This window comes from Enterobacter sp. SST3 (assembly GCF_000286655.1).
Lineage (GTDB): Bacteria > Pseudomonadota > Gammaproteobacteria > Enterobacterales > Enterobacteriaceae > Enterobacter > Enterobacter roggenkampii.
Genome location: NZ_ALNS01000028.1, coordinates 1 through 25029 on the forward strand (window position 1 = coordinate 1; position 25029 = coordinate 25029).

Consider the following 25029-nt stretch of genomic DNA (forward strand, 5'->3'; position numbering starts at 1 on the left):
GTGTCTGAGAGAGAGCTGCTGACGCTTACTCAGCCTCTTCCTCTTTTTCTGATTTGGTCGATTCGTTTTTGGCGTTGCGGGTCATCCACAGCGCCAGCGCTTTTAACGAATCCGGCGTGAACTCGTCGCAGCGCGCGGTGATCTCTTCCGGCGTCATCCAGCTGACTTCACTCACTTCTTCTTCCTGCAGGGCGAACGGGCCGTGGGAGACGCAGCTAAACAGCCCGCCCCAGACGCGGCAGTTCTCGTCTTCGAAATAGAACTGACCGTGCTCGGCAAACGGCACGCCGGCGATGCCTAACTCCTCTTCCGCTTCACGACGCGCAGAATCCAGCAGCACTTCATCCGCCTGGACGACGCCGCCTGCAGTGGCATCCAGCATACCCGGGAGAAAATCTTTGGTGTCCGTGCGGCGCTGAACCAGAATTTTACCCATACCGTCATGCACAACGATATATGTCGCACGGTGACGCAGGCGCTCCGCACGCATTTGCTCGCGGCTGGCCTGCGCAATCACTTCATTCTCTTCGTTGACAATGTCAACCCACTCTGTACTTGCCAAATGACTCTGCTCCACCATCGGGAAACCTTCTCTTCTAAGCGCTCTTTCGGCGCGTTTGCAGTTGAGGTGTAACTTACGGATTAATCGCTACCTGCGCAATAACTTGCTGATCATTAAGTGCGATAACGCTCAGGATATTTCCTTCCAGCATGCCGTAGCTCGCAGGATACCCGCCTTTTGGGATGCTGACCGAGCCCGGATTAAAGTGATAAATCTCACCGCGTTTTTCCGCAACCGGAATATGAGTATGACCGTAAACCAGGACATCGCCAGCCGCGAGGGCCGGGAGATTATCCGGGCTGAAAAGATGCCCGTGGGTCAGGAACAGACGGTGATGTTCGAGCAGCACCTGCTGCCACGGCGCGGTAATGGGAAAATGCAGCAGCATCTGGTCCACTTCGCTATCACAGTTGCCGCGAACGGCGATGATGCGCGAGGCATACGGGTTGAGTTTTTCCGCGACCTGCGCAGGGTCATAGCCTTCCGGCAGCGCGTTGCGTGGGCCGTGATTCAACACGTCACCCAGAATAATCAGCCACTGCGCACCGCTTTTCTCAAACAGAGAAAGGACACGCTCGGTCGCGGGCAGCGATCCATGGATATCCGACGCAAACATCAGTTTCATCAGTCACTCCTCGGGAAAACAGACTGCCCCCATCATACCTGAAGCGTCAGGGCTTATCAGCCCGCGCGCTTAGCCGAGAGTGCCACATAGCGCTGCACGGAGGCACGCTGCCACTGGAACGCGGCATAATCCACCAGCAGCTGCGGCACCTCATCACCGTTGAGGATCAGGCGGTTTAGCATCAGCGCCAGATCGGCATCCGCAATGCACCACTCGCCGAACAGGTTTGGGTTGCCATGGGCGAGCAGTAAGGAGGCGGTTTCAATCAGCTTCTGCGCGCTTTCCTGGCCTTCTGCACTGAGGGCGGGCTTTTTCACCCCGGCAAACACGACGTCCGTGGAGCGTTCGACGCGAATCGGCACCAGATCGCTGCGCAGCCACGCCTGGATCTGCCGCGCCCGGGCGCGCTTTTGCAGATCGTGAGGATAGATACGCTCCCACTCCGGGGGGGCGAACCGATCTTCCAGATACTCATCGATCGCTGACGATTCGCTCAGGGCAAATCCATCAATCTCCAGCACCGGCACGCGACGGGTCAGGTCGTAACCCTGCCACTGCGGCTTGAGATGTTCACCGCCGTCGAGATCAACGGTCTTCAGGGTAAAAGCGAGTCCTTTTTCGGCCAGCGCAACGTAAACGCTCATGACATAGGGAGAAAAGAAGTTCGCATCGGACCACAACGTGATGACGGGCTGGTTCATAACATCCTCATAGGCTGATCGGTTTTTACTCAACATATAATCTCTTTGCCTCGCTGTCACTTGATGAAAACTCACGATTTACAACAACCACCTATACTCATTTGTCATGGCACCACTATTCGCATGGACAGGAGTTGAGAATGATCGACCTTTATTATGCCCCTACCCCCAACGGCCATAAGATCACCCTCTTTCTTGAAGAAGCCGAGCTGGATTACAGGATCATTCGCGTGGATATCAGCAAAGGCGAGCAGTTCAGCCCTCTCTTTCTGGCTATCTCGCCGAATAATAAAATCCCGGCCATCATTGATAACCAGCCGGCGGACGGGGGCAGACCGTTGAGCCTGTTTGAATCCGGTGAAATTTTGCTCTACCTGGCGGAGAAAACCGGCAAGCTGCTGAGCGGCGAACTGCGCGAGCGCCACCATACGCTGCAATGGCTTTTCTGGCAGGCAAGCGGGCTGGGCCCCATGCTGGGACAAAATCATCATTTTACCGCTTACGCCCCGCAACCCATTCCTTACGCGATAGAACGCTATCAGGTTGAGACGCAGCGGCTCTATGACGTTCTGAACCGTCGGCTGGAGAAAACGCCGTGGCTCGGGGGCGATCATTACAGTATTGCCGACATCGCCTGCTGGCCGTGGGTGAATACGCATGAAAAACACCGAATTGACCTGGCCGCTTACCCAGCGGTGAACAACTGGTTTGAGCGCATCCGGACCCGCCCGGCGACCGAGCGAGCGATGCAAAAAATCCAGCAAATTTAACCCGGTATGAGGCTGGGTGCCTGTGAGGCTCTCATGTATTATGGGCAGGAAATACTGACACGGAGAAGACCTGCAATGTCACAGCCAGACGCCATTATTCGTATAAAAAATTTACGCCTGCGTACCTTCATCGGTATCAAAGAGGAAGAGATCGCCAACCGTCAGGATATTGTTATTAACGTGGTGATTCACTACCCCGCAGACAAAGCGCGCGCCAGCGAAGACATCAATGACGCGCTGAACTACCGCACAATCACCAAGAACATTATCCAGTTTGTGGAGAATAACCGTTTCTCTCTGCTGGAAAAATTAACTCAGGATGTGCTCGATATCGCACGCGAACATCACTGGGTCACTTATGCTGAAGTTGAGATCGATAAACTTCACGCCCTGCGTTACGCCGACTCCGTCTCTATGACGTTAAGCTGGAAACGCCAGGCGTAAACCTGGAGGTTGTATGAAGATTTTGCTGACCGGCGGTACTGGCCTGATTGGTCGTCACCTCATTGCGCGTCTGCAGGCCTTGCACCACGACATCACCGTGGTCACGCGCAGCCCGGAAAAAGCGCGTCAGGTGCTAGGGGCAGGTGTTGATATCTGGAAAAATCTGGCCGAGCAGCAAAATCTGGACGGTTTCGACGCCGTTATTAACCTCGCGGGAGAACCCATCGCCGATAAGCGCTGGACGGAAGAGCAAAAACAGCTGTTATGCAGCAGCCGGTGGAACATTACCGAAAAGCTGGTCGAGCTGATCCGCAACAGCCATACGCCGCCTTCCGTGCTGATTTCGGGTTCCGCAGTAGGCTATTACGGCGATCTTGGCGAGGTGGTGGTGACCGAGGAAGAGCCTCCCCATAACGAGTTTACCCATAAGCTCTGCGCCCAGTGGGAGCGTATTGCCTGCGCGGCGCAGAGCGATCGGACCCGCGTTTGCCTGCTGCGGACCGGTGTCGTCCTCGCGCCGAAAGGCGGCATTCTGGCGAAGATGCTTCCCCCTTTCAGGCTAGGACTCGGTGGCCCCATCGGCAATGGCCGTCAGTATATGGCGTGGATCCATATCGACGATATGGTCAACGGGATTCTCTGGCTGCTGGATAACGATCTGCGCGGGCCGTTTAACATGGTTGCGCCGTATCCGGTGCGAAATGAACAGTTTGCCCACGCGCTGGGACATGCCCTGCACCGCCCGGCGATATTGCGCGTGCCTGCGACGGCGATTCGGCTGCTGATGGGTGAAGCGTCTGTTCTGGTTCTGGGCGGACAGAGAGCGCTGCCAAAACGGCTGGAAGCGGCCGGGTTTGCGTTCCGCTGGTATGAATTAGAAGAGGCGCTGGGGGATGTGGTGCGGTGAATATGGTACAGTGACAGGCCATGTTCCGAAGAAATGGCGTAACAATGGCAACCATCACCACTCCCCGGCTTTACCTCACCCCTTTTGAACCCACTGACTGGGCCTTCTTCCGCTCGCTGCGTGAAGATCGCCGCATCATGCGCTATATGGCCGCCATCGCCCCGGAAAAAGAGACCCGACGCGTGTTTGCCGCGCGACTCGCTGCTGCTCATGTGTTTGTCATTCGCGCCCGGGATGATGATACGCCGCTGGGCGATATCGGCCTGCAAATCAGCGCTGAGAATCGTGAAGAGGCCGACATCGGCTATACGGTTGTGCCTGCCGCGCAGGGGAAAGGTATCGCCAGCGAAGCGCTGAGCGCGGTATGTGATTACGCCTTTAACCAGACCGGCGTGAAGGCGATTAATGCGTACGTACTGGCGGACAACGGCGGGTCGATACGGGTGCTGGAGAAAGCAGGGTTTGTGCGTATGCAGGTACTGGAAAAGGCGTATGAGATTGACGGCGTGCGCTATGACGACTGGGTGTACCGGCTGGAGTGTAGTGCGGCCTGAATGCCGGGCGGCACTGCGTTTGCCCGGCCTACGGTTTTGTAGGCCCGGTAAGCGAAGCGCCACCGGGCGATTGGGCTGCACTGCGGTCTGATGCCCTCTTACTTCAGGGAGCCTTTAAGGAACTGCTGCAAACGCGGGCTTTGCGGGTTCGCCAGCACCTCATCCGGATGCCCCTGCTCTTCAATTTTCCCCTGATGCAGGAAAATCACGTGGTTCGAGACGTTACGGGCGAAGCCCATCTCGTGCGTCACCACCACCATCGTTTTGCCCTCTTCGGCCAGCTTCTGCATGATGCGCAGCACTTCGCCAACGAGTTCAGGGTCCAGCGCGGAGGTTGGTTCGTCGAACAGCAGCACCTCGGGCTCCATCACCAGCGCGCGGGCGATAGAGACACGCTGCTGCTGACCGCCGGAGAGATGCACCGGGTATTTCATCTGCTGGCGTTCGTCAATGCCCACTTTCGCCAGGTATTTCACCGCGCGCTCGCGGGCTTCATGCTTGCTCAGGCCCAGCACCTGAACCGGTGCTTCCATCACGTTCTCCAGCACCGTCATGTGGCTCCAGAGGTTAAAGTGCTGGAATACCATCGTCAGGCGAGTACGCAGCAGGCGCAGCTGGTTCTTGTCTGCCACCTTCAGCTGGCCGTCTTTGTCACGCACCAGGTTGATATTCTGCCCGCTCACCACAATTGAGCCTTCACTCGGCTTTTCGAGGAAGTTGATGCAGCGCAGGAAGGTACTTTTTCCCGAGCCGGATGAGCCGATGATACTGATCACGTCGCCCGCATTCGCCTGCAGCGACACCCCTTTTAGCACTTCATGTTCGCCGTAGCGTTTGTGCAAATCAATTACGTTTAATTTGTTCTCAGCCATCATCTTTCTCAGTGCGTCGAAGAAGGTTTTATATGCTGCAACCAGCGTTTTTCAGCCTTACGGAACAGGCTAATCAGAACATAAGAGATAATTAAATAGAGCACCGCCGCAATGCCAAACGCGGTAAACGGCTGATAGGTTGCGGAGTTAATATCGCGCGCTATTTTGAGCAGGTCCGGCACCGTCGCGGTAAAGGCGAGCGCAGTCGAGTGCAGCATCAAAATCACTTCGTTACTGTAGGCCGGTAACGCGATACGCAGGGCCGATGGCAGAATGATGCAGCGGTAGAGTTTTACCGACGAGAAGCCGTAGGCCCGGGCTGCTTCAATTTCACCGTAAGGAACAGAACGAATCGCCCCCGCGAAAATCTCCGTGGTGTAGGCGCAGGTGTTAAGCGTCAACGCCAGCACCGTACAGTTCAGACCGCTGCGGAAGAACGCATTCAGCATCTCAGTGCCTTTTACGATCTCAAGCGTATACATTCCCGAGTAGAACACCAGCAGCTGCACGTACAGCGGCGTACCGCGAAAGACGTAGGTGAACAGCCAGATCGGGAACTGGATAAATTTATTGTTCGACACGCGGCCAATGGCGAGAAACACCGCCAGAATTCCGCCCATTACCACGGAGGAGATCAGCAGCCAGAGCGTAATCGCCACGCCGGTAAAGCGGTAGCCATCTGTCCACAGCAGCGATTTCCAGTATTCCTGAATAATCTCAATCACAGGTCAGCCCTCTTCACACCCACGGAGTAGCGACGCTCCAGCAGAAGCAGCACACCATTGGAGACGGTCGTAAAGACCAGATAAATCACGCCACAGACCACCGCAAAATAGAACGGCTCCCAGGTGCTCTTACCCGCCAGCTGAGTCGCTTTCACGACGTCTTCCAGACCGAGCAGCGAGACCAGCGCTGTTGCTTTGAGGATAACCTGCCAGTTGTTCCCGATGCCCGGCAGCGCGTAGCGCATCATGGCCGGGAACATAATCCGACGAAACGTTTGTGATGAGGTAAAACCAAATGCGGTTGCCGCCTCAATGTGACCTTTCGGCACGGCCATGTAAGCACCGCGGAAGGTTTCAGTGAAGTAGGCGCCGTAGATAAAACCGAGGGTAATAATACCGGCCACCATCGGGTCGATATCAATTTGTCCCATGCCCATCGCGTCTGTTATGCCGTTAAGCGCAATCTGCAGACCGTAAAAAATCAGCAGCATCAGCACCAGATCGGGAACGCCGCGAATGAGCGTGGTGTAGCCTTCAAAGATTAGCGCCAGGGGTTTGTTAGCTGAAAGCTTCGCCCCTGCGCCTGCCAGACCTATCAGCACCGCCAGCACCACGGAGCTGATAGCCAGCTCAAGGGTGACAAGCGCGCCCTGTAAAATAACGCCAGAAAATCCGTACAGCATACCGCGAGCCCTGTCGTATCGTGAGTGGTGGAACCGTGTCTTTTCCCCTCCCGCCGTGGGAGGGGCCGCACGTTATATGACGGGGCGATTAGCCGCCGTAAACATTAAAATCAAAGTACTTTTTCGCCAGCTTGTCGTAGGTGCCGTCTGCGCGCATTTCAGCGAACGCCTTGTTCAGCGCTTCACGCAGCTCGTTGTCTTCTTTGCGCAGGCCCATACCGGTGCCCACACCAAACAACTTCACGTCCTTAATAGACGGGCCGCCAAACTTGTAATCTTTACCTACCGGCGTTTTCAGGAAGCCTTCGCTAGCCGCGACTTCATCCTGGAATGCGGCATCAATACGGCCTGCCGTCAGGTCAGCGTAGATATTTTCCTGGCCCTGATAGGAGACAATTTCAATCCCCTTCGGTGCCCAGTGCTCGTTGCCGTAGGTTTCCTGAGTGGTGCCCTGCAGCACGCCCACGCGTTTGCCCTTCAACGACTCCAGCGTAGGCTGAATATCAGACGATTTCGCCACCACCAGACGTGAATCGGCCGCGTAGAGTTTGTCGGTGAAGGCAATCTCCTGCTGGCGTTTTTCAGTGATGGAGAGCGAGGACATGATTACGTCGATTTTTTTCGCTTTCAGGGATGGGATCAGCGCATCCAGCGGGTTCTCAACGTAGGTACACTGTGCTTTGATGCGTTTGCACAGCTCATTGGCCAGATCGATGTCAAAACCGACCAGTTCACCCTTTGAATTCTTCGATTCGAACGGCGCATAGGTAGGATCGGTACCAATTCGAATTTTCTGCGGAATAGCTGCGAATGCCGCGGTGGCGCTGGAAAAGGCCAGTACCAGTGATAATGACAACACGAGTTTTTTCATATTTGTCCTCAACAAACTGTCTTCATACGGGTTTTTTACGACGACGGGGTGGTGCTAATGTGCCATTAATCCCCTCAGTCAGGCAAAGATTAATGCCTTTCCAGCGGGAATTTTTGCATTATTAATGCGTAAGTATGCACACAGCGATCCAATACAGTGCATCAAATGCACCGTATTGGGTCAACCGCTCCCGTAACGCACCTTTCCGGTGCGTCACCGCCAGGTGTTATTCACCGTATACGTTGAAGTCGAAGTATTTCTTCGCCAGTTTGTCGTAAGTACCGTCTTTACGCAGCTCTGCAAAGGCTTTGTCGAAGGCGGCTTTCAGCTCGGTATCATCCTTACGCAGGCCAATCCCGGTGCCATCGCCAAAGTACTTTTTGTCTTTCACCGACGGGCCTGCAAACGCGTAGTCTTTACCCGCAGGCTGCTTCAGGAAGCCTTCGCTTGCAGCGACTTCATCCTGGAATGCCGCATCCAGACGGCCTGCCGCCAGGTCAGAGTAAATCAGATCCTGGTTCTGGTAAGCCACCACGTCTACGCCCTTCTCACGCCAGTTAGCATTGGCATAGCCTTCCTGAGTCGAACCCTGAAGCACGCCGACATGCTTGCCTTTCAGCGAGTCGATGGTGGGCTTAATCGGGGAGCCTTTAGGCGCAATCAGGCGAGAATCCGCGGCGTAGAGCTTGTCAGAGAAGGCAATCTCCTGCTGGCGTTTTTCAGTGATGGAAAGAGAAGAGATAATGGCGTCGATTTTCTTGGCTTTCAGCGACGGGATTAACGCGTCAAAGTCGCTGCCCACCCATGTGCATTTCACCGCAATACGTTTGCACATTTCATTACCCAGATCGATATCAAACCCCACGAAATCGCCTTTCGCATCCTTGGAAGAGAATGGCGCGTAGGTTGCGTCTGTACCGATACGAACCGTCTGTGGAAGCGCTGCGTAGCTACCTGCTGCCGCACTTAACCCCACCAGCAAAGACAGAGCCAGAACCGTCTTCTTCATACATTTACCCTCAAGTACCGTGATTTTATTATGTATTGTGTTGTGTGTTGTGTTGCAGGCTTCATCTTGCAGGTCTTATGCCACATTGCCGTCTGGTTAAAACTTCGACGTTAAATATGTTAATAAAACGTTGCGATACTGCCTTAATGGTGAAAGATAGCAGGTCTGCCGAACGAACCGGAGAGAGAAAAAGGGAAAAAACGAATTAAATGTCGAGGATATGATCGCCGTTGCATAATTGCCCTGAAACAGGGCAACGTGTCTTTTCATGCACCGGCTATGTGCACAGATTCAGGCACCCTGCCAGCGGGTGAAGAGATCCTCGGGCAGGTCGATGTCGAACTGATCGAGTACGCGGTTAACGGTCTGGTTGATAACGTCGTCCAGCGTTTGCGGACGATGGTAGAACGCGGGCACCGGCGGCATGATCACAGCCCCCAGCTCAGCAGCCTGCGTCATTAAGCGCAGATGGCCCAGGTGCAGCGGCGTTTCCCGCACGCACAGCACCAGAGGACGCCGCTCCTTCAGCACCACATCCGCCGCACGCGTCACCAGGGTGTCGGTGTAGCTGTTCACAATGCCGGAGAGCGTTTTAATTGAACAGGGCAGGATCACCATGCCGGCGGTTTTAAACGAGCCTGAGGAGATGCTGGCGGCGATATCACGGGCATCGTGAACGACATCCGCAAGCGCCTGAACATCACGCAGGGAGAGATCGGTTTCCAGAGAGAGGGTCTGCCGCGCCGCCTGGCTCATCACCAGATGGGTTTCGACGTCCGCCACGTTACGCAGAACCTGTAGCAAACGTACGCCGTAAATCGCGCCGCTGGCACCGCTGATCCCTACAATGAGTCGTTTCATGATTTTCGCCCTTGCTGATTTCAGGGCAGACTGTGCAGGATTTTACTGGGAGTTGCAAGTGAGGGCGAGCGCCCTCACCTGCATACGCATCAACCTTCGTTGTGCATCTCTAAGCTTTCGAGATCGTTTTGCAGCTGGACGGCTTTCGCATCGTCGTTACGCAGAGAATCCAGATAGTCGAGATACTGCTGGTCAACGTCTTTCGTCACGTAGATCCCATTGAATACCGAGCATTCGAACTGCTGAATATCCGGGTTCTCGGCGCGCACCGCGTCGATCAGATCGTTCAGATCCTGGAAAATCAGACCGTCGGCACCGATGATCTGCCGGATTTCGTCTACTTCACGACCGTGAGCAATCAGCTCGTTAGCGGTTGGCATATCAATGCCATACACGTTCGGGAAGCGAATTTCCGGCGCTGCGGAGGCAAGATACACTTTCTTCGCCCCGGCCTCACGCGCCATCTCGATGATCTGCTCAGACGTCGTGCCGCGCACAATGGAGTCGTCCACCAGCAGCACGTTCTTGTCGCGGAACTCGGCGCGGTTAGCGTTCAGCTTACGACGTACTGACTTACGACGCAGCTGCTGGCCCGGCATGATAAAGGTGCGGCCCACGTAGCGGTTTTTCACGAAGCCCTGACGGTACGGCTTGTCCAGAATACGGGCAATCTCCAGCGCGATATCACAGGAGGTTTCAGGGATTGGGATGACGACGTCGATGTCGAGATCGTCCCACTCGCGGGCAATCTTCTCGCCCAGCTTCGTCCCCATATTGACGCGCGCGCTGTAAACGGAAATCTTGTCGATGAACGAGTCCGGACGCGCGAAGTAAACGTATTCGAACAGGCACGGGTTGCTCACCGGATTGTCGGCGCACTGACGGGTAAACAGCTGGCCCTTCTCAGTGATGTAGACCGCTTCGCCTGGCGCGACATCACGCAGGAATTCGAAGCCCAGAGTATCCAGCGCCACGCTTTCGGAGGCAACCATGTACTCGGAACGGCCATCGCCGAGATCACGTTTGCCGAGCACCAGCGGGCGAATGCCGTTTGGATCGCGGAAGGCTACCATGCCATGACCGATGATCATCGCCACGCAAGCATACGCGCCACGGATCTGGCGATTAGTCGCGGCAACGGCAGCAAAAATGTTGTCTGCTTCCAGCGGATAATGGCGGAAGTTATCCAGCTCGCTGGCAAAGATATTGAGCAGGATTTCAGAATCAGAGGTGGTGTTAATGTGGCGACGTTTCTCTTCAAACAGCTTTTTACGCAGCTCGTGGGCATTGGTCAGATTGCCATTGTGGGCAAGCGTGATGCCATACGGGGAGTTAACGTAAAAAGGCTGAGCCTCAGAGGCGCTGGAACTGCCAGCAGTAGGATAACGAACGTGACCGATCCCCATATTACCTTGCAGACGCTGCATATGGCGGGCTTCAAATACATCGTTTACCAGGCCGTTCGCCTTGCGTAAACGGAAGCAGTTGTTTGCATCAATGGTGATGATACCCGCAGCATCCTGCCCACGGTGCTGAAGCACCGTTAACGCGTCATAAATCGACTGGTTTACCGGCATGAAACCGGCGATACCGACAATACCGCACATTCGTCTTTTCCTCGTTAAGCCACATCTCAGGGTTTATGCCCTGGGCAAGAAACTCGACGAGCTTTGCAGATAGTCAAAGAACCATCTGATGATGAAGCTGAACTCCGGAATGAGCTGCGATTTTTGCCAGTCTTCACTTTTGGAGAACCCGGTAAAGGTATCCAGGAAGAACAGGATCGCGGCCACAATGAGCACGCCTCGCAACGCGCCGAAACAGATGCCGAGCACCCTGTCCGTTCCTGACAGACCGGTTTTCTCGACCAGCTGACCTATCACGTAATTGACGATAGCGCCGACAATCAGCGTCGCGATAAACAGCACCGCGATGGCGATTCCGTTTCGGACCAGTTCATCTTCAAAGCCCGTGAACCAGACAGACAGGTAAGTGTAGTAATGACTGGCAACAAAGAAAGCACAACCCCAGGTTACCAGCGATAACGCTTCACGAACAAAGCCACGGATCAGGCTAACCAGACAGGAAAAACCAATCACCGCAATGATGGCGTAATCAATCCAGACCATATGTGTCCCACGATTTAACGCCCTGTCATCCAGTTCGGGGCGAATTCTAACAGAAAAAGAAAACGTTTGCGTAGGGATTTCCTTCCCGCGCGTAAATAAAAAAGGCGCTGAAAAAATGTTCAACGCCGTGGCTTGTCGCCTCTCTCTTACAGGAGCAGGTCGTACTTAGTTTGCGCTGTAGCCCATCACCACACCGCTCAGGCCGGAGATCTGCTTCAGCTCACCCAGCGACCCTTTCAGTTTGTCTTTAGACGCTTCTGGCCCCACGAGGATACGGGTAATTTTACCCTGCACCGGCGTGGAAGGTGAAGTGTAAACACGATATCCCGCACTGCGCAGTTTACCCACCACCTCATTCACCTTGTCCGCATTTTTCAGCGCACCGAGCTGCACCACGTAGGCTTTGCCCGTTGGGGCAGCAGCGTCCTGCTGCGTCGGTTTTGCTGGCGGAGGCGTCTCTGACGCTGCGGCGAGCTGTTCTGCCGCTTTATCACGCTGCGGTTTCGGCTGCGGCTTCTCAACCGGCTTCGGTTTTTCAACCGGTTTAGGCTGCTCGACCGGCACAGGATCGATATCGCTGTTGCTCGTGGCCGCCAGGCGAGACGGATCGAGCGACGGTGCGGCGGCATCCCCCGCGCGCACCTCTTCCGCCGCCCCTTCCGGAGGCTGAGCAGGCAATGCCTGCGTCGCCGCGGGCAGCATATCCGGCTCATCGCGATCGCCCGGTTTCGGCACCAGCGGAATCGCGGCAAACTCATCCTGATAATGCTTTTTCTGCCCGTCGAGCAGCCCGGGAAGAATAATCACCCCGAGCGCGACCAGCACAATGGTTCCTGTTAAACGGTTCTGAAACTTACTCGCCACCGGTTCTCCCCGCGTCCATCACTTCCATGACATGTGCCACCGTGTGGAATGAACCACACACCAGCACGGTATCTTCTGGTTTAGCCTCCGCCATCGCGGCATGCCAGGCCTGCGCCACGCTACTGTAGATTGCGCCTTTGCCGAGATGTTCCATCAGCTGCTCAGCCGTCGCGCCGCGTGGCCCCTCCAGAGGAGCACAATACCAGCTATCGACCACACTCTCCATGCAGGCCAGCGTCCCGCCGATATCTTTATCATGAAGCATACCGATAACCGCCAGCACGCGCCCGGTTTTTGGTAACGATTTGAGACGTCCCGCGAGATACGCCGCCGCATGCGGGTTGTGCGCCACGTCCAGGATCAGACGCGGTGACTCGCTGACGATCTGGAAACGCCCCGGCAGAATTGCGCTCTGAATGCCGTCGCGGATAGCCTGCTCGCTGACAGCTAATCCGCTGGCGCGCAGTGCCGCCAGCGCGGTTGCCGCATTAGGCTGCGGGACCTGCGGCAGCGGCAGGTTATCCAACGCCCCCTGCGCGTCGCTAAAGCGCCAGCCGTTGTCCTGAACCTCATACTGCCAGTCAACGCCGCGGCGCAGCAGTTGTGCGCCCTTTTCGTTCGCCACGTCAGCAATGGTGTGCGGCATGTCCGGCTCGCCCACCACGGCAGGTTTATTTGCCCGGAAAATACCGGCCTTCTCGCGGCCAATGCTTTCACGATCGGGCCCCAGCCAGTCGATATGATCCAACGCGATGCTGGTCACTACCGCCACGTCTGCATCGACGATATTGGTCGCATCAAGACGTCCGCCAAGACCAACCTCAAGGATCACCACGTCCAGCTGGGCCTGTTTGAACAGCCACAGGGCCGACAGAGTGCCGTATTCAAAATAGGTTAATGAGGTCTCTCCGCGCGCGGCTTCAATTTCCGCGAACGATGCCGTATGCGCCGACTCCGGCAGCTCGCTGTTCTGCACACGAACCCGCTCGGTGTAGCGTACCAGATGTGGCGAGCTGTACACGCCGACCCTGTAGCCCGCCGCCATCAGGACGGATTCCAGCGTGCGGCAGGTGGTACCTTTGCCGTTGGTGCCTGCGACGGTGAACACGAAAGGCGCCGGTTTCAGCACATCAAGACGCGCGGCAACCTGGCTTACGCGCTCAAGCCCCATATCGATGGTTTTACTGTGCAGGTTTTCCAGATAAGAAAGCCACGCGGCCAGGGGCGACGTGGCTTGGGGAATGCTTTTATTTTCCATAATGCCCGGTTGTCATTAACAGATTAGAAAGCAAAAGGGCAGCGCCAACCGGCCCTGCCCTTTTCAGTTATCAGGCCTCGGGTTCCTGATCCGGTACCACCACGCCTTCACGCGGCTCATCCGGGTTCGGCGCTGGCAGATTCATCAGCTTCGCCAGGATGCGCGCCAGTTTCAGGCGCATTTCCGGACGGCGGACGATCATGTCGATGGCGCCTTTCTCAATGAGGAACTCACTGCGCTGGAATCCCGGCGGCAGTTTTTCACGAACGGTCTGCTCGATAACGCGAGGACCCGCAAAGCCGATCAGCGCTTTTGGCTCAGCGACGTTCAGGTCGCCCAGCATCGCGAAGCTCGCGGAGACGCCGCCCATGGTTGGGTCGGTCAGCACGGAGATGTACGGCAGACCGCGCTCCTGCATCTTCGCCAGCGCTGCAGAGGTTTTAGCCATCTGCATCAGGGACATCAGCGCTTCCTGCATACGTGCTCCGCCGGAGGCAGAGAAGCAGATCAGCGGACAGTTGTCTTCCAGCGCCTGCTCAACGGCACGCACGAAGCGCGCACCGACCACGGAGCCCATTGAGCCGCCCATAAAGGAGAACTCAAACGCAGCGGCAACAACCGGCATCCCATGCAGGGTGCCTTTCATGACGACCAGCGCGTCTTTCTCGCCGGTCTCTTTCTGTGCGGAGGCCAGACGATCTTTATATTTTTTGGAGTCGCGGAACTTCAGCACGTCTTTTGGCTCAAGCTCGCTGCCCAGTTCTACCAGAGAACCTTCGTCCAGCAGGCTATGCAGGCGGTTGCGCGCCGACATACGCATATGGTGGTCACACTTCGGACACACCTCAAGGTTGCGCTCCAGCTCTGCGCGATACAGAACCTGGCCGCAGCTATCACACTTCGTCCATACCCCTTCAGGAATGCTCGCTTTACGCGTTGGGGTAATGTTGCTTTTAATTCGTTCAATCCAGCTCATTGATAACCTTTCTGCCTGAACCTGGTCGTATGCCAGTTTTGCTATAAGAGGCGAATAATGCCATTTTTGCCTCCAACAGACCATGAATGTTGCACATTAAAACATAACAGCCCGAAACTTTGGATAAAAAAGTGGTCGAACCGCCAGCGTGCATTTACTTCGCTTGCTTTGCCGCCGCACGTTTGTGACGAATGATTTCGATAACGCCCGGCAGTACGGAAAGCACAATAATCGCTACAATCAGTAACTTAAGATTTTCCTGAACCACCGGGAGATCGCCAAACAGGTAGCCTGCATAGGTAAACAGCAGTACCCAAAGCAGCGCCCCCACGACGTTATACATGGCAAAATGACGATAGGACATATGTCCCATTCCCGCCACAAACGGTGCAAATGTGCGCACAATAGGCACAAAGCGCGCAAGGATAATGGTTTTTCCGCCATGGCGTTCATAAAACGCATGAGTTTTATCTAAATAGCTGCGGCGGAAAATTTTTGAATCCGGATTGCTGAAAAGCCGCTCACCGAATACGCGTCCAATCGTGTAGTTGACCGCATCACCGACGATGGCAGCAATCACCATCAGCACCACCATAAGATGCACATTCAGATCGTTGGTGGGCAGCGCCGATAACGCCCCGGCGACAAACAGCAGTGAATCGCCCGGCAGGAACGGCGTAACAACCAGCCCGGTTTCACAGAACAGAATGAGGAACAGAATGGCATAAACCCAGACGCCATACTGCGCGACCAGCTCTGCCAGGTGAACATCAATATGCAGGATGAAATCAATCAAAAAACGAATTACGTCCATATTGTCTAAGCCTTAATTGCACCTTGTTTAGTCCGCTAAAAACAGCGGCCCCATTGGCGGTTTCGGCAGGTCAAACCGATCCGGATAGTCTACCGAGACCAGATACAGCCCTTCCGCTTTCGCCGTGGCTGCCGCAAGCGTTCTGTCCTTCGCTGCCAGCAGGTCTGCAATCCAGCTCTCCGGCTGGTGTCCGGCACCCACTTCCATCAGGCTGCCCACAATATTCCGCACCATATGATGTACAAAGGCATTGGCTTTGATATCCACCACCACATACGCGCCAAAACGGCTGACGTTAATGTGCATGACATTACGCCACGGCGTGCGGGACTGACACTGCACCGCACGAAACGAGGTAAAGTCATTTTCACCAATCAGACACTGCGCCGCGCGATGCATGCGTTCCGCATCGAGCGGTTCATAAAAATGCGTCACGCCCTGGCTTAACACCGCCGGACGCAGACGCTGGTTGTAGATGACATAACGGTAACGACGCGCGGTGGCGCTGAAACGCGCATGAAAATCATCCGGCACAGCTTTCACCCAGCGCACCGCAATGTCACCAGGCAAATTCGCATTTACACCCAGCGTCCAGGCGGCATCCTTACGCACGGCGGTGGTCTCAAAGTGCACCACCTGCCCCGTGCCGTGAACGCCCGCGTCCGTCCGGCCTGCGCACAGGACGTTAATCGGCTCGTTTGCCACCTGAGAGAGCGCTTTCTCCAGTTTCTCCTGGACGCTGCGCACCTCATTCTGACGCTGCCAGCCATAATATTTACTGCCATCGTACTCAATACCGAGGGCAATTTTATGAACCGGCTTTTGTTCCACGTCTGACATCAGTACAGGTACTCCTGCACCAGTTTCTCGGCGATCTTGACCGCTATCAGCGCGCCGCCGAAACGAACGTTGTCGGCAACGGACCAGAACTGGACCTGCTCCGGCATACCGTAGTCGTTACGCACGCAGCTAACGGAAAGATGCGCGCTACCGGTGGCGTCTCCTACCTGCGTCGGGAACTCACTCTCTTCAGAGAGAACGATGTCTTCCCCGCGGCCAAACGCATCGCGCGCCTCTTCTGCCGCCAGGGGACGCAGCGCTTCAAAGCCGACCATCTGCGCGTGACCGTAGAAGACCGGGGACTGCACGACGCTTGCGGAGATCATCAGGCCATCGTCCTGCAGAATTTTACGCACCTCATCAACGATACGACGCTCTTCGCGCACGGAACCCTCGCGGTCCGGCAGCAGCGGCAGCATATTGAACGCCAGCTGGCGGCCAAAGAAATCATCTTCGTCAATCGGGATGCCGTTCAGCAGCTTCGCGCTCTGCCCGGCCAGCGCGTCAACGGCCTTTTTGCCGTTTGCGGATGCGGACAGCAGGCTGGTCACGGTAATGCGCGACAGGCCGCCGTCGTCGATCAGCGGTTTCAGGGCGGTCAGCAGCTGGCTGGTCAGGCTGTTCGGTACTGCAATGACGTTACGGTTGCGGTAGTCAGCCAGTAAAAACGGGTTCACGTCCGGCACCACCAGCGGCACATCCGGCTCCATGGAGAACAGACCGCTCAGATCGATGACCAGACAGCCTGCGTTGGTCGCCTCTTCAACGTACGCCGCAGTGGCTTCAGCGCCCGCGGCGAAAAACGCCAGCTGCGCCTGCGTCCAGTCGAACGCCGCCGCATCCTGAACCATGACGGATTTATTGTTAAAACGCAGATGCTCACCCGCGCTATCCGTTCGCGCCAGCGCATAGATATCGCCCACCGGGAACTGACGCTCAGCAAGCGTTTCGAGCAGGGCTTCGCCCACGGCACCCGTGGCACCTAAAATGGCAATGTTCCAGCCTTCAGACATGGTGGTTTACTCCAGAAATAAAAAAGCGTCCCTGTCGGAGTATCCGACAGGGAGCATTAAGAAGACATTAATGCGCCGGGTGATGAACGGCGTTAAACCCCAGCTTGTGCAGCAGCGTCGCCGCCGACGCGTCGTCGCACATCACATAGAGGGAAGACCACTCGCGGCGCTCAACGTAGTTCTTGCGCAGCTTATCAAACTCACCCGGGATCCCCGCCACTTTACGCAGCAGCGCATCATCGCGGCGCACATCATACACCAAATGCACCAGCCTTTTCAGCGTTGCCTGATCGAGCGGGCCGTGAAGGGTAATGCGGCCAAATTCAGGCGCGGGGAGTAAGGTATCCAGCGCCACCTGCTGCGGATGGCCGATAAAGGCGCTGTAGGCTTCGAAGACCTGCGTCGTACCGCGGGCTTTCCCTTCGAGGGTATAACCAGCGATATGCGCCGTGCCCACATCAACCTTATTTAGCAGCTCAACGTTGAGGTCCGGCTCAGGCTCCCAGACGTCCAGCACCACGCTGAGGTCTTGTCCTTCGTTCAGACACGTCAGCAGCGCGGCGTTATCGACTACCGGACCACGGCAGGCATTTATCAGAATAGTGCCAGCCTTCAGACGGCGAATTAACGCCTCATCGGCCAGATGCAGAGACTTATACGGCCCCTCTTTAAACAGCGGCGTGTGGAACGTCAGCACGTCGCACTGTTCAACCAGCTCGTCCAGCGAACGGAAATCCCCGTCGTCGCCGTTGTCTTTGCGCGGCGGATCGCACAGCAACGTGCGAATCCCTAACGCTTCCAGGCGCTTTTGCAGGCGTCCGCCGACGTTACCCACGCCGACAATCCCCACGGTGCGGTCTTTCAGCGCAAACCCGTCGCGCTCGGCCAGCATCAGCAGCGAGGAGAAAACGTATTCCACGACGGCAATCGCGTTACAGCCCGGCGCGGCGGAGAAACCGATTCCGGCCTGCTTCAGCCATTTATCATCCACATGATCGATCCCTGCCGTTGCGGTCCCAACGAACTTAATCGCCTTACCGGCGAGCAACGCCTCATTTACTTTGGTCACCGAGCGCACCATCAGGGCGTCGGCATCGTCCAGTTCGTTGACCGGGATCGGGCGACCAGGAACAGCCTTAACGTTACCCAGGCGGCTAAACAGCTCACGGGCGTAAGGCATATTTTCATCAACGAGGATTTTCACGTCTGAGTACCTGTTTGAGAGGAAGAAAACCTGCCAAGTGTGCCATAATCTGGCCGCCAGGCATATACGTCTGCCAGGTTTACGCTGAGTTTTGACTTTAAGGATTTTTGACGATGCAGCCCATTTCAGGTACGCCGCCACGCCCTCCGGGTGAAGGCCCCGTCACGCCAAACGTTGCCGGTGAACAACCGCTATCCACGCAACAGCGCACCGTGCTGGAGCGACTGATCACGCGCCTGATTGCGCTGACTTCACAGCAAAACGCGGAAGTCTGGGCCGGGGTGAAGCATGATTTAGGCGTGAGGAACGACGCACCGCTGCAGTCGCGCCATTTCCCCGCTGCCGAGCAAAATCTGAACCAGCGTATTACAACCGCGCAGCAGAACCACACCACGCGCCAGATTGTTTCTCAGCTGACGGAGCTGCTGGGCCAGGGAAATAACCGCCAGGCGGTGAGTGATTTTATTCGCCAGCAGTATGGTCAGACCGCGCTGGGCCAACTGACGCCCGACCAGCTCAAAACCGTGCTGACGCTGCTGCAGAACAATGAGCTGTCGATTCCGCAGCCGCAGGTGCGCCCGGCGACCGAGCGTCCGCTGCTGCCCGCCGAGCACAATACGCTCAAGCAGATGGTGACAAAGCTGGCCGCGGCCACCGGCGAGCCGACGAAGCTTATCTGGCAATCCATGCTGGAACTGTCGGGCGTGAAGGCAGGCGAGCTGATCCCGGCCAAACAGTTTACCCATCTGGTGACCTGGCTCCAGGCACGCCAGACGCTCAGCACCCAGAGCGCCCCTACCCTGCATACTGTGCAGGCCGCACTGAAACAGCCGCTTGAGCCGCACGAGTTCGAGGTGATTCGGGATTATGCCCAGCAGAACTGGCAGGCCACGCCGCAAACGGTACTGACTACCGCGCAGGTGCAGGATCTGCTCAACCAGATCTTTGTTCGCCGCGCCGAGCGCGAAGGCGGCGTACCGGAGGTGAGAAATATTCAGCCGATCTACAGCCCGCTGTTTGCGCCGGTCGTGGAGACCTTCAGAACACTTTCTGCGCGTCCGGGATTGATGTTTATTGCATTACTGATTGCGCTGGCGATTTTCTGGCTGGTTGCCTGATATTTTGCCCGGTGGCGCTGCGCTTACCGGGCCTACAACGGCTAGAACCGTAGGCCGGGTAAGGCGCAGCCGCCACCCGGCAACAACGACTCACGTTCTGCGAAACGCCACCAGCGTCACCACGATCCCCACCACCGCGGAAACCGCACCGGCCAGGAAGACGGACGGATAGCCAAACGAGGTGGCTAACACCCCGGCCAGCGGCCCGGTTACCCCGTATGAGATATCCTGAAACGCCGCATAGCCGCCGAGCGCCGTCCCGCGCACCTGCGGAGCCACGCGCTTCACCACTTCTACACCGAGTGCCGGGAAAATCAGAGAACAGCCGCAGCCGGTCAGCGCCGCACCAAGCAGCGCAACGGATGCCACGGGTGCATTCCACAACAGCAGAAGACCGATGGTTTCAATGACCAGCGACGCCACCGCCACCTTCACGCCGCCAAAGCGATCCGGCATCCAGCCGAAGAAGACGCGCATCAGCACAAACGCGCCGCCAAACGCGGTAAGCGTAAAACCGGCCATCGCCCAGCCGCGGCTCATAAAATAGAGCGAGACGAACGTCCCAATCACCGCAAAACCCACGCCCTGCAGCGCCAGGCCCAGGCCCGGCTGCCAGATTTGGCCGACCACGCTCCACAGGGAAGGACGCTCGCCTTTGTGCGCGGGCACCTTACGCACCGAGCCGTTAAACGCCCATGCCACCAGCGGCAGCGCCATGGTGGTGGCAGCCAGCGCCGCAAAACCGAACTGGCTGTTGATCAGCAGACCAAGCGGTGCCCCGGCGGCCAGCGCGCCGTAGATGGCCATGCCGTTCCAGGACATCACCTTGCCGGAACGTACTGGCCCTACCAGCCCCATTCCCCAGGTCAGGGTGCCGGTCAGCAGCTGGCTTTCACCAAAGCCCAGGATTAAACGGCCCAGCACCAGCAGCGCAAATTTATACGCCGCGTCGACCGGCAGAAGAGCCGCCAGCAGCCATGCGCCGCCCGCCAGCCCGCAGGCAAACATCCCCTGCAGCGCCGAGCGTTTGGCACCGTGCTGGTCCGCCAGACGTCCGGCGTAGCCGCGGGTTAATACCGTGGCTAAAAACTGAATGCCCACGGCAATGCCGACCATGGTGTTGCCATAGCCCAGCTCCTGATGAACGAACAGCGGGATCACCGGCAGCGGCAGGCCAACGGTCATATAGGTCAGGAATACCGCAAAGGCGATACGGAACAGCGAGACGTTCGCTGAAGGGGTTGTTTCTGTTTGAGTTACTGCAGTCATGCTTTACTCCGAAATGAAGAGTAAGGCGGGGAAATGCCACGCCCCCTCTACCTGATTATCAGGATTAAGGTGCGTTGGTTGACGTTAAACGCTTACGCATTATCGTGAGGATAATGTTGAGTGGTGAAGTTTGCCTGTGAGATCAGCTGCTTGTCAATGCATAAAAAAGGGAGCCTTATGGCTCCCCTTTCGAATCAAACATAAAACTTATGCTTTCAGCTTACGCATGACCAGCGTGGCGTTGGTGCCGCCGAAACCGAAGCTGTTGGACATGACGGTAGTCAGCGTCGCGTCCGTTGGTTTGGTCACGATGTTCAGGCCAGCAGCCTGCTCGTCCATCTCTTCGATGTTGATGCTTGGCGCGATAAAGCCGTTTTCCAGCATCAGCAGAGAGTAGATCGCTTCCTGTACGCCAGCCGCACCCAGAGAGTGACCGGTCATGGCTTTGGTCGCGGAGATTGCCGGGCTGTTGTCGCCGAAGACTTCACGGATCGCACCCAGCTCTTTCACGTCGCCTACCGGCGTAGAAGTACCGTGAGAGTTCAGGTAGTCGATTGGGGTGTCAACGCCGTGCATCGCCATCTTCATGCAGCGCACCGCGCCTTCACCGGATGGCGCAACCATGTCGGCGCCGTCAGACGTTGCACCGTAGCCCACGATCTCAGCATAGATGTGCGCACCACGTGCCAGGGCGTGCTCTAGCTCTTCAACCACAACCATACCGCCGCCGCCCGCGATGACGAAACCGTCACGGTGCGCATCGTAGGTACGGGAAGCTTTGTCCGGAGTCTCATTGTACTTAGTGGACAGTGCGCCCATCGCGTCGAATTCGCAGGCCATTTCCCAGCCCAGCTCTTCGCCGCCGCCAGCAAATACGATGTCCTGTTTACCCAGCTGGATCTGCTCAACAGCATTACCGATGCAGTGCGCGGAAGTCGCACACGCAGAGCTGATGGAGTAGTTCACACCGTGGATTTTGAACGGGGTCGCCAGGCATGCGGAAACCGCAGAACCCATGGCTTTAGTCACCACGTACGGACCTACCGCTTTCAGACCACGCGGGCTACGCATTGCGTCAGCACCAAATACCTGCGCTTTAGATGAGCCGCCGGAACCGGCGATCAGACCCACGCGCGGGTTGTTCTGATAAACCTCTTCGCTCAGGCCAGAATCTTTGATCGCTTCCTGCATGGAGAGATAAGCATAAATAGAGGCATCGTTCATGAAACGAACCACTTTGCGGTCAATCAAACCGGTGGTGTCCAGTTTGACGTTACCCCATACGTGGCTACGCATACCTGAATCTTTAAACTCTTCAGAGAAAGTGATCCCGGAGCGTCCTTCACGCAGAGATGCCAGGACTTCCTGCTGGTTATTACCGATGCTGGAAACAATGCCCAGGCCAGTAATCACTGCACGTTTCATTCAATACCTCTGTAAGTCGCACTATAGTAAGTTTCGAGTCGCACAATAGCGTACACTTGTACGCCGAACAAGTCCGATCAGACATTTTCTGCGGAAATTTGCACCGATGGACTCACATCGTTAAGATCGTGCCACTGCCTGTCAGACGAGTAACTTACGTGAAACAAAACGCTATACAACCCGCCAACCTCGAATTCAACGCTGAGGGTACACCTGTTTCCCGAGATTTTGATGACGTCTATTTTTCTAATGATAACGGACTCGAAGAAACTCGCTATGTTTTCCTCGACGGAAACCAGCTCAGCACCCGCTTCCCGGCGCACCCGCGGAGCCTGTTTGTGGTCGCGGAAAGTGGATTCGGCACCGGTCTGAATTTTTTAACCCTCTGGCAGGCGTTTAATCAGTTCCACGCTGCTCACCCTGAGGCTACGCTACAAAGATTACATTTCATCAGTTTCGAAAAATTCCCGCTCACCGCGCACGATCTGCGGCTTGCCCACCAGCGCTGGCCGGAGCTTGCGCCTTGGGCAGAACAGCTTCAGGCGCAGTGGCCGCCCCACATCGGCGGCTGTCACCGTCTGATTTTGGACGGTGGACGCGTCACGCTGGACTTATGGCTCGGCGACATCAACGACCTGACCGACAGGCTCGATGATTCGATGAATCAGAAGGTCGACGCGTGGTTTCTGGACGGTTTTGCCCCTGCCAAAAACCCGGACATGTGGAGCCAGCATCTGTTTAACGCGATGGCGCGGCTGGCGCGCCCTGGGGCTACCCTTGCCACCTTCACCTCGGCGGGCTTTGTCCGCCGTGGGCTGCAGGAGGCGGGCTTTACCATGCAGAAGACCAAAGGCTTTGGCCGCAAGCGCGACATGCTTGTCGGCAGGATGGAGCAGACGCTGGAGATCCCCGCTCAGACGCCCTGGTTTGCGCGCCGCGCCAGCGCATCGCGCGACGTAGCGATCGTTGGCGGTGGGATCGCCAGCGCCCTGCTCTCGCTCGCCCTTCTCCAGCGTGGCTGGCAGGTCACGCTCTACTGCGCTGACGACGCGCCCGCCAGCGGCGCATCCGGCAACCGTCAGGGGGCGCTCTATCCGCTTTTAAGCGCACACGACCCGGCCCTGTTCCAGTTTTTCCCCGCGGCCTTTACCTTCGCCCGCCGCCTGTACGACGCGCTGCCAGTGGCATTCGACCACGACTGGTGTGGCGTGACGCAGCTCGGCTGGGATGAGAAGAGCCAGCAGAAGATCGCGCAGATGCTGTCGCTGGGCCTGCCGGAAGAAATTGCCCGCGCGGTAAGTGCCCAGGAGGTGGCGGACACCGCTGGCGTAGAAACCGGGTGTGGGGGCATTCAGTACCCGCTCGGCGGCTGGCTGTGTCCGGCTGAACTGACCGCGGCGGTCATTGCCCTGGCGCAGTCGCGCGGGCTGACGACGCATTATGCCCACAAGGTGGAATCGCTCAGCCGGACAGAACGCTGGGATCTGCGTTTTGCTGATGGCAAGGAGGCGAGCCATGCCAGCGTTGTGCTGGCCAACGGGCATCACATCAGCCAGTTTATCCAGACAGCGACGCTGCCGGTTTATCCGGTCGGCGGCCAGGTAAGCCATATCCCCACCGCGCCTGCGCTCGGCAAACTGCGCCAGGTGCTGTGCTATGACGGCTATCTGACACCGCAAAATCCGTCTAACGGCCATCACTGCATCGGGGCCAGCTATCATCGTGGCGAAACGGATATGCGCTACAGCGAAGCGGATCAGGCGCAAAACCGCCAGCGCCTGATTGACTGTTTCCCGGATGCGACGTGGGCGAAAGAGGTTGACGTCAGCGAGGGTGACGCGCGCTGCGGCGTGCGCTGCGCCACCCGCGATCATCTGCCGATGGCGGGCAACGCGCCGGACTATGACGCGACGCTTGCGGCCTATGAAGATCTGGCTGAAAACAAGGAAACGGCGGTGGCCGCACCGGTGTATCCGGAGCTGTTTATGCTGGGCGGGCTGGGTTCCCGTGGGCTGTGCTCTGCGCCGCTGCTGGCTGAAGTATTAGCCGCGCAAATGAGCGACGAGCCAATTCCGCTGGACAGGGTTACGCTTGCGGGACTGAATCCGAATCGCTTGTGGGTAAGGAAACTGCTGAAGGGGAAAATGGTTAAGTAAGGTGCGGCCTGGTGCCCTCACCCTAACCCTCTCCCACAGGGAGAGGGAAAATTAGTAGGCCCGGTAAGCGCAGCGCCACCGGGCGAAAAACAATGACTTAGCGTTTAGCCTGCTGGAACAGGTTGTCCCACATGCCCAGCACCAGTGACTGGTCGCGCGGAGAGAGCTCCCCGGCCTGAATGGCTTTCTCCAGACTGCGGGTCACTTCCTCATGAACAGCGTCGGCAGAGTGATCGTCACCTGCTTCCAGCTCGGCTACCGCGAGCGTCAGGTGACCACGCAGATAACCGCTGGCGAACAGCTCATCATCGCTGGCGTGTTCCACCATGTCATCAATTAACGCCAGAATGCGTGATTCAAATTCTGCGATCATCTTCTT

General features: G+C 56.9%; 27 protein-coding genes. 6 read left to right on the forward strand and 21 right to left on the reverse strand.

What is annotated here, in order from left to right; genetic code table 11:
- Positions 1 to 25: 25 nt before the first annotated feature.
- The 3 genes from yfcD to yfcF are packed head-to-tail and all read right to left on the reverse strand — an operon-like array spanning position 26 to position 1888.
- Complete coding sequence (gene yfcD / locus B498_RS05025) at positions 26 to 580, reverse strand: NUDIX hydrolase YfcD (protein WP_008502582.1); 555 nt, start codon at positions 578 to 580, stop codon at positions 26 to 28.
- Between the two features lie 55 nt (positions 581 to 635).
- Positions 636 to 1187, reverse strand: a complete 552-nt coding sequence (gene yfcE / locus B498_RS05020) for a phosphodiesterase (protein WP_008502583.1) — start codon at positions 1185 to 1187, stop codon at positions 636 to 638.
- Positions 1188 to 1243: 56 nt separating this feature from the next.
- On the reverse strand, positions 1244 to 1888 hold the full coding sequence (gene yfcF, locus B498_RS05015; RefSeq protein WP_008502584.1) for a glutathione transferase: 645 nt from the start codon (positions 1886 to 1888) through the stop codon (positions 1244 to 1246).
- Positions 1889 to 2028: 140 nt separating this feature from the next.
- Between yfcF and yfcG the strand changes: the two genes are divergently transcribed.
- From yfcG to B498_RS04995, 4 genes are all read left to right on the forward strand, one after another.
- Entirely contained in the window at positions 2029 to 2658 is a 630-nt protein-coding gene (yfcG, locus tag B498_RS05010; protein ID WP_008502585.1) for a GSH-dependent disulfide bond oxidoreductase, read from the forward strand.
- Positions 2659 to 2733: 75 nt separating this feature from the next.
- Complete coding sequence (gene folX, locus B498_RS05005; protein ID WP_008502586.1) at positions 2734 to 3102, forward strand: dihydroneopterin triphosphate 2'-epimerase; 369 nt, start codon at positions 2734 to 2736, stop codon at positions 3100 to 3102.
- A 13-nt stretch (positions 3103 to 3115) separates the two neighbouring features.
- Positions 3116 to 4009 (forward strand): TIGR01777 family oxidoreductase, encoded by an 894-nt coding sequence (locus tag B498_RS05000; RefSeq protein ID WP_008502587.1) that lies wholly within the window; start codon positions 3116 to 3118, stop codon positions 4007 to 4009.
- A gap of 44 nt (positions 4010 to 4053) precedes the next feature.
- Positions 4054 to 4563: a GNAT family N-acetyltransferase gene (locus B498_RS04995; protein WP_008502588.1), complete on the forward strand. Its 510-nt coding sequence runs from the start codon at positions 4054 to 4056 to the stop codon at positions 4561 to 4563.
- 98 nt (positions 4564 to 4661) lie between these two features.
- On the opposite strand, the gene hisP is transcribed toward B498_RS04995, so the two are convergent.
- The 15 genes from hisP to pdxB all read right to left on the reverse strand — a co-directional run bounded on the left by hisP (position 4662) and on the right by pdxB (position 18682).
- Positions 4662 to 5435, reverse strand: coding sequence for a histidine ABC transporter ATP-binding protein HisP (gene hisP, locus B498_RS04990; protein ID WP_008502589.1), 774 nt, complete (start codon positions 5433 to 5435; stop codon positions 4662 to 4664).
- An 8-nt stretch (positions 5436 to 5443) separates the two neighbouring features.
- Positions 5444 to 6160, reverse strand: coding sequence for an ABC transporter permease (locus tag B498_RS04985; protein WP_008502590.1), 717 nt, complete (start codon positions 6158 to 6160; stop codon positions 5444 to 5446).
- Positions 6157 to 6843, reverse strand: a complete 687-nt coding sequence (locus B498_RS04980) for a histidine ABC transporter permease HisQ (protein ID WP_008502591.1) — start codon at positions 6841 to 6843, stop codon at positions 6157 to 6159. The genes B498_RS04985 and B498_RS04980 overlap by 4 nt, the downstream gene beginning before the upstream one ends.
- A gap of 88 nt (positions 6844 to 6931) precedes the next feature.
- On the reverse strand, positions 6932 to 7714 hold the full coding sequence (gene hisJ / locus B498_RS04975; protein WP_008502592.1) for a histidine ABC transporter substrate-binding protein HisJ: 783 nt from the start codon (positions 7712 to 7714) through the stop codon (positions 6932 to 6934).
- Between the two features lie 226 nt (positions 7715 to 7940).
- Complete coding sequence (gene argT, locus B498_RS04970; RefSeq protein ID WP_008502593.1) at positions 7941 to 8723, reverse strand: lysine/arginine/ornithine ABC transporter substrate-binding protein ArgT; 783 nt, start codon at positions 8721 to 8723, stop codon at positions 7941 to 7943.
- A gap of 291 nt (positions 8724 to 9014) precedes the next feature.
- Positions 9015 to 9584, reverse strand: a complete 570-nt coding sequence (locus B498_RS04965; protein ID WP_008502594.1) for a UbiX family flavin prenyltransferase — start codon at positions 9582 to 9584, stop codon at positions 9015 to 9017.
- 89 nt (positions 9585 to 9673) lie between these two features.
- Positions 9674 to 11191: an amidophosphoribosyltransferase gene (gene purF / locus B498_RS04960; RefSeq protein ID WP_008502595.1), complete on the reverse strand. Its 1518-nt coding sequence runs from the start codon at positions 11189 to 11191 to the stop codon at positions 9674 to 9676.
- A 33-nt stretch (positions 11192 to 11224) separates the two neighbouring features.
- Complete coding sequence (gene cvpA / locus B498_RS04955; protein WP_000262116.1) at positions 11225 to 11713, reverse strand: colicin V production protein; 489 nt, start codon at positions 11711 to 11713, stop codon at positions 11225 to 11227.
- Positions 11714 to 11878: 165 nt separating this feature from the next.
- Positions 11879 to 12577 (reverse strand): cell division protein DedD, encoded by a 699-nt coding sequence (dedD, locus tag B498_RS04950; RefSeq protein ID WP_008502596.1) that lies wholly within the window; start codon positions 12575 to 12577, stop codon positions 11879 to 11881.
- On the reverse strand, positions 12567 to 13835 hold the full coding sequence (folC, locus tag B498_RS04945; protein WP_008502597.1) for a bifunctional tetrahydrofolate synthase/dihydrofolate synthase: 1269 nt from the start codon (positions 13833 to 13835) through the stop codon (positions 12567 to 12569). The genes dedD and folC overlap by 11 nt, the downstream gene beginning before the upstream one ends.
- Before the next feature lie 70 nt (positions 13836 to 13905).
- The gene (gene accD, locus B498_RS04940) at positions 13906 to 14811 is read right to left on the reverse strand and encodes an acetyl-CoA carboxylase, carboxyltransferase subunit beta (RefSeq protein ID WP_008502598.1); all 906 of its coding nucleotides are present in this window, start codon (positions 14809 to 14811) and stop codon (positions 13906 to 13908) included.
- A 154-nt stretch (positions 14812 to 14965) separates the two neighbouring features.
- Positions 14966 to 15625 (reverse strand): DedA family protein, encoded by a 660-nt coding sequence (locus tag B498_RS04935; protein WP_008502599.1) that lies wholly within the window; start codon positions 15623 to 15625, stop codon positions 14966 to 14968.
- Positions 15626 to 15652: 27 nt separating this feature from the next.
- Complete coding sequence (gene truA, locus B498_RS04930) at positions 15653 to 16465, reverse strand: tRNA pseudouridine(38-40) synthase TruA (protein ID WP_008502600.1); 813 nt, start codon at positions 16463 to 16465, stop codon at positions 15653 to 15655.
- Entirely contained in the window at positions 16465 to 17478 is a 1014-nt protein-coding gene (locus B498_RS04925; RefSeq protein WP_008502601.1) for an aspartate-semialdehyde dehydrogenase, read from the reverse strand. Before B498_RS04925 ends, truA begins: the two co-directional genes overlap by 1 nt.
- A gap of 67 nt (positions 17479 to 17545) precedes the next feature.
- A complete protein-coding gene (gene pdxB / locus B498_RS04920; RefSeq protein ID WP_008502602.1) occupies positions 17546 to 18682 on the reverse strand; it encodes a 4-phosphoerythronate dehydrogenase PdxB in 1137 nt (378 codons plus the stop codon).
- Between the two features lie 113 nt (positions 18683 to 18795).
- Between pdxB and flk the strand changes: the two genes are divergently transcribed.
- Complete coding sequence (flk, locus tag B498_RS04915) at positions 18796 to 19800, forward strand: flagella biosynthesis regulator Flk (protein ID WP_008502603.1); 1005 nt, start codon at positions 18796 to 18798, stop codon at positions 19798 to 19800.
- A 90-nt stretch (positions 19801 to 19890) separates the two neighbouring features.
- Here the strand turns inward: flk and B498_RS04910 are convergent, their stop codons facing one another.
- Both B498_RS04910 and fabB read right to left on the reverse strand, forming a co-directional pair.
- The gene (locus tag B498_RS04910) at positions 19891 to 21069 is read right to left on the reverse strand and encodes an MFS transporter (protein ID WP_008502604.1); all 1179 of its coding nucleotides are present in this window, start codon (positions 21067 to 21069) and stop codon (positions 19891 to 19893) included.
- 207 nt (positions 21070 to 21276) lie between these two features.
- On the reverse strand, positions 21277 to 22494 hold the full coding sequence (gene fabB, locus B498_RS04905; protein WP_008502605.1) for a beta-ketoacyl-ACP synthase I: 1218 nt from the start codon (positions 22492 to 22494) through the stop codon (positions 21277 to 21279).
- Positions 22495 to 22652: 158 nt separating this feature from the next.
- On the opposite strand from fabB, the gene mnmC reads away from it, so the two are divergent.
- Positions 22653 to 24650, forward strand: coding sequence for a bifunctional tRNA (5-methylaminomethyl-2-thiouridine)(34)-methyltransferase MnmD/FAD-dependent 5-carboxymethylaminomethyl-2-thiouridine(34) oxidoreductase MnmC (gene mnmC / locus B498_RS04900; protein ID WP_008502606.1), 1998 nt, complete (start codon positions 22653 to 22655; stop codon positions 24648 to 24650).
- Positions 24651 to 24747: 97 nt separating this feature from the next.
- Here the strand turns inward: mnmC and B498_RS04895 are convergent, their stop codons facing one another.
- Positions 24748 to 25023: a YfcL family protein gene (locus tag B498_RS04895; RefSeq protein WP_008502607.1), complete on the reverse strand. Its 276-nt coding sequence runs from the start codon at positions 25021 to 25023 to the stop codon at positions 24748 to 24750.
- Between the last annotated feature and the right edge of the window lie 6 nt (positions 25024 to 25029).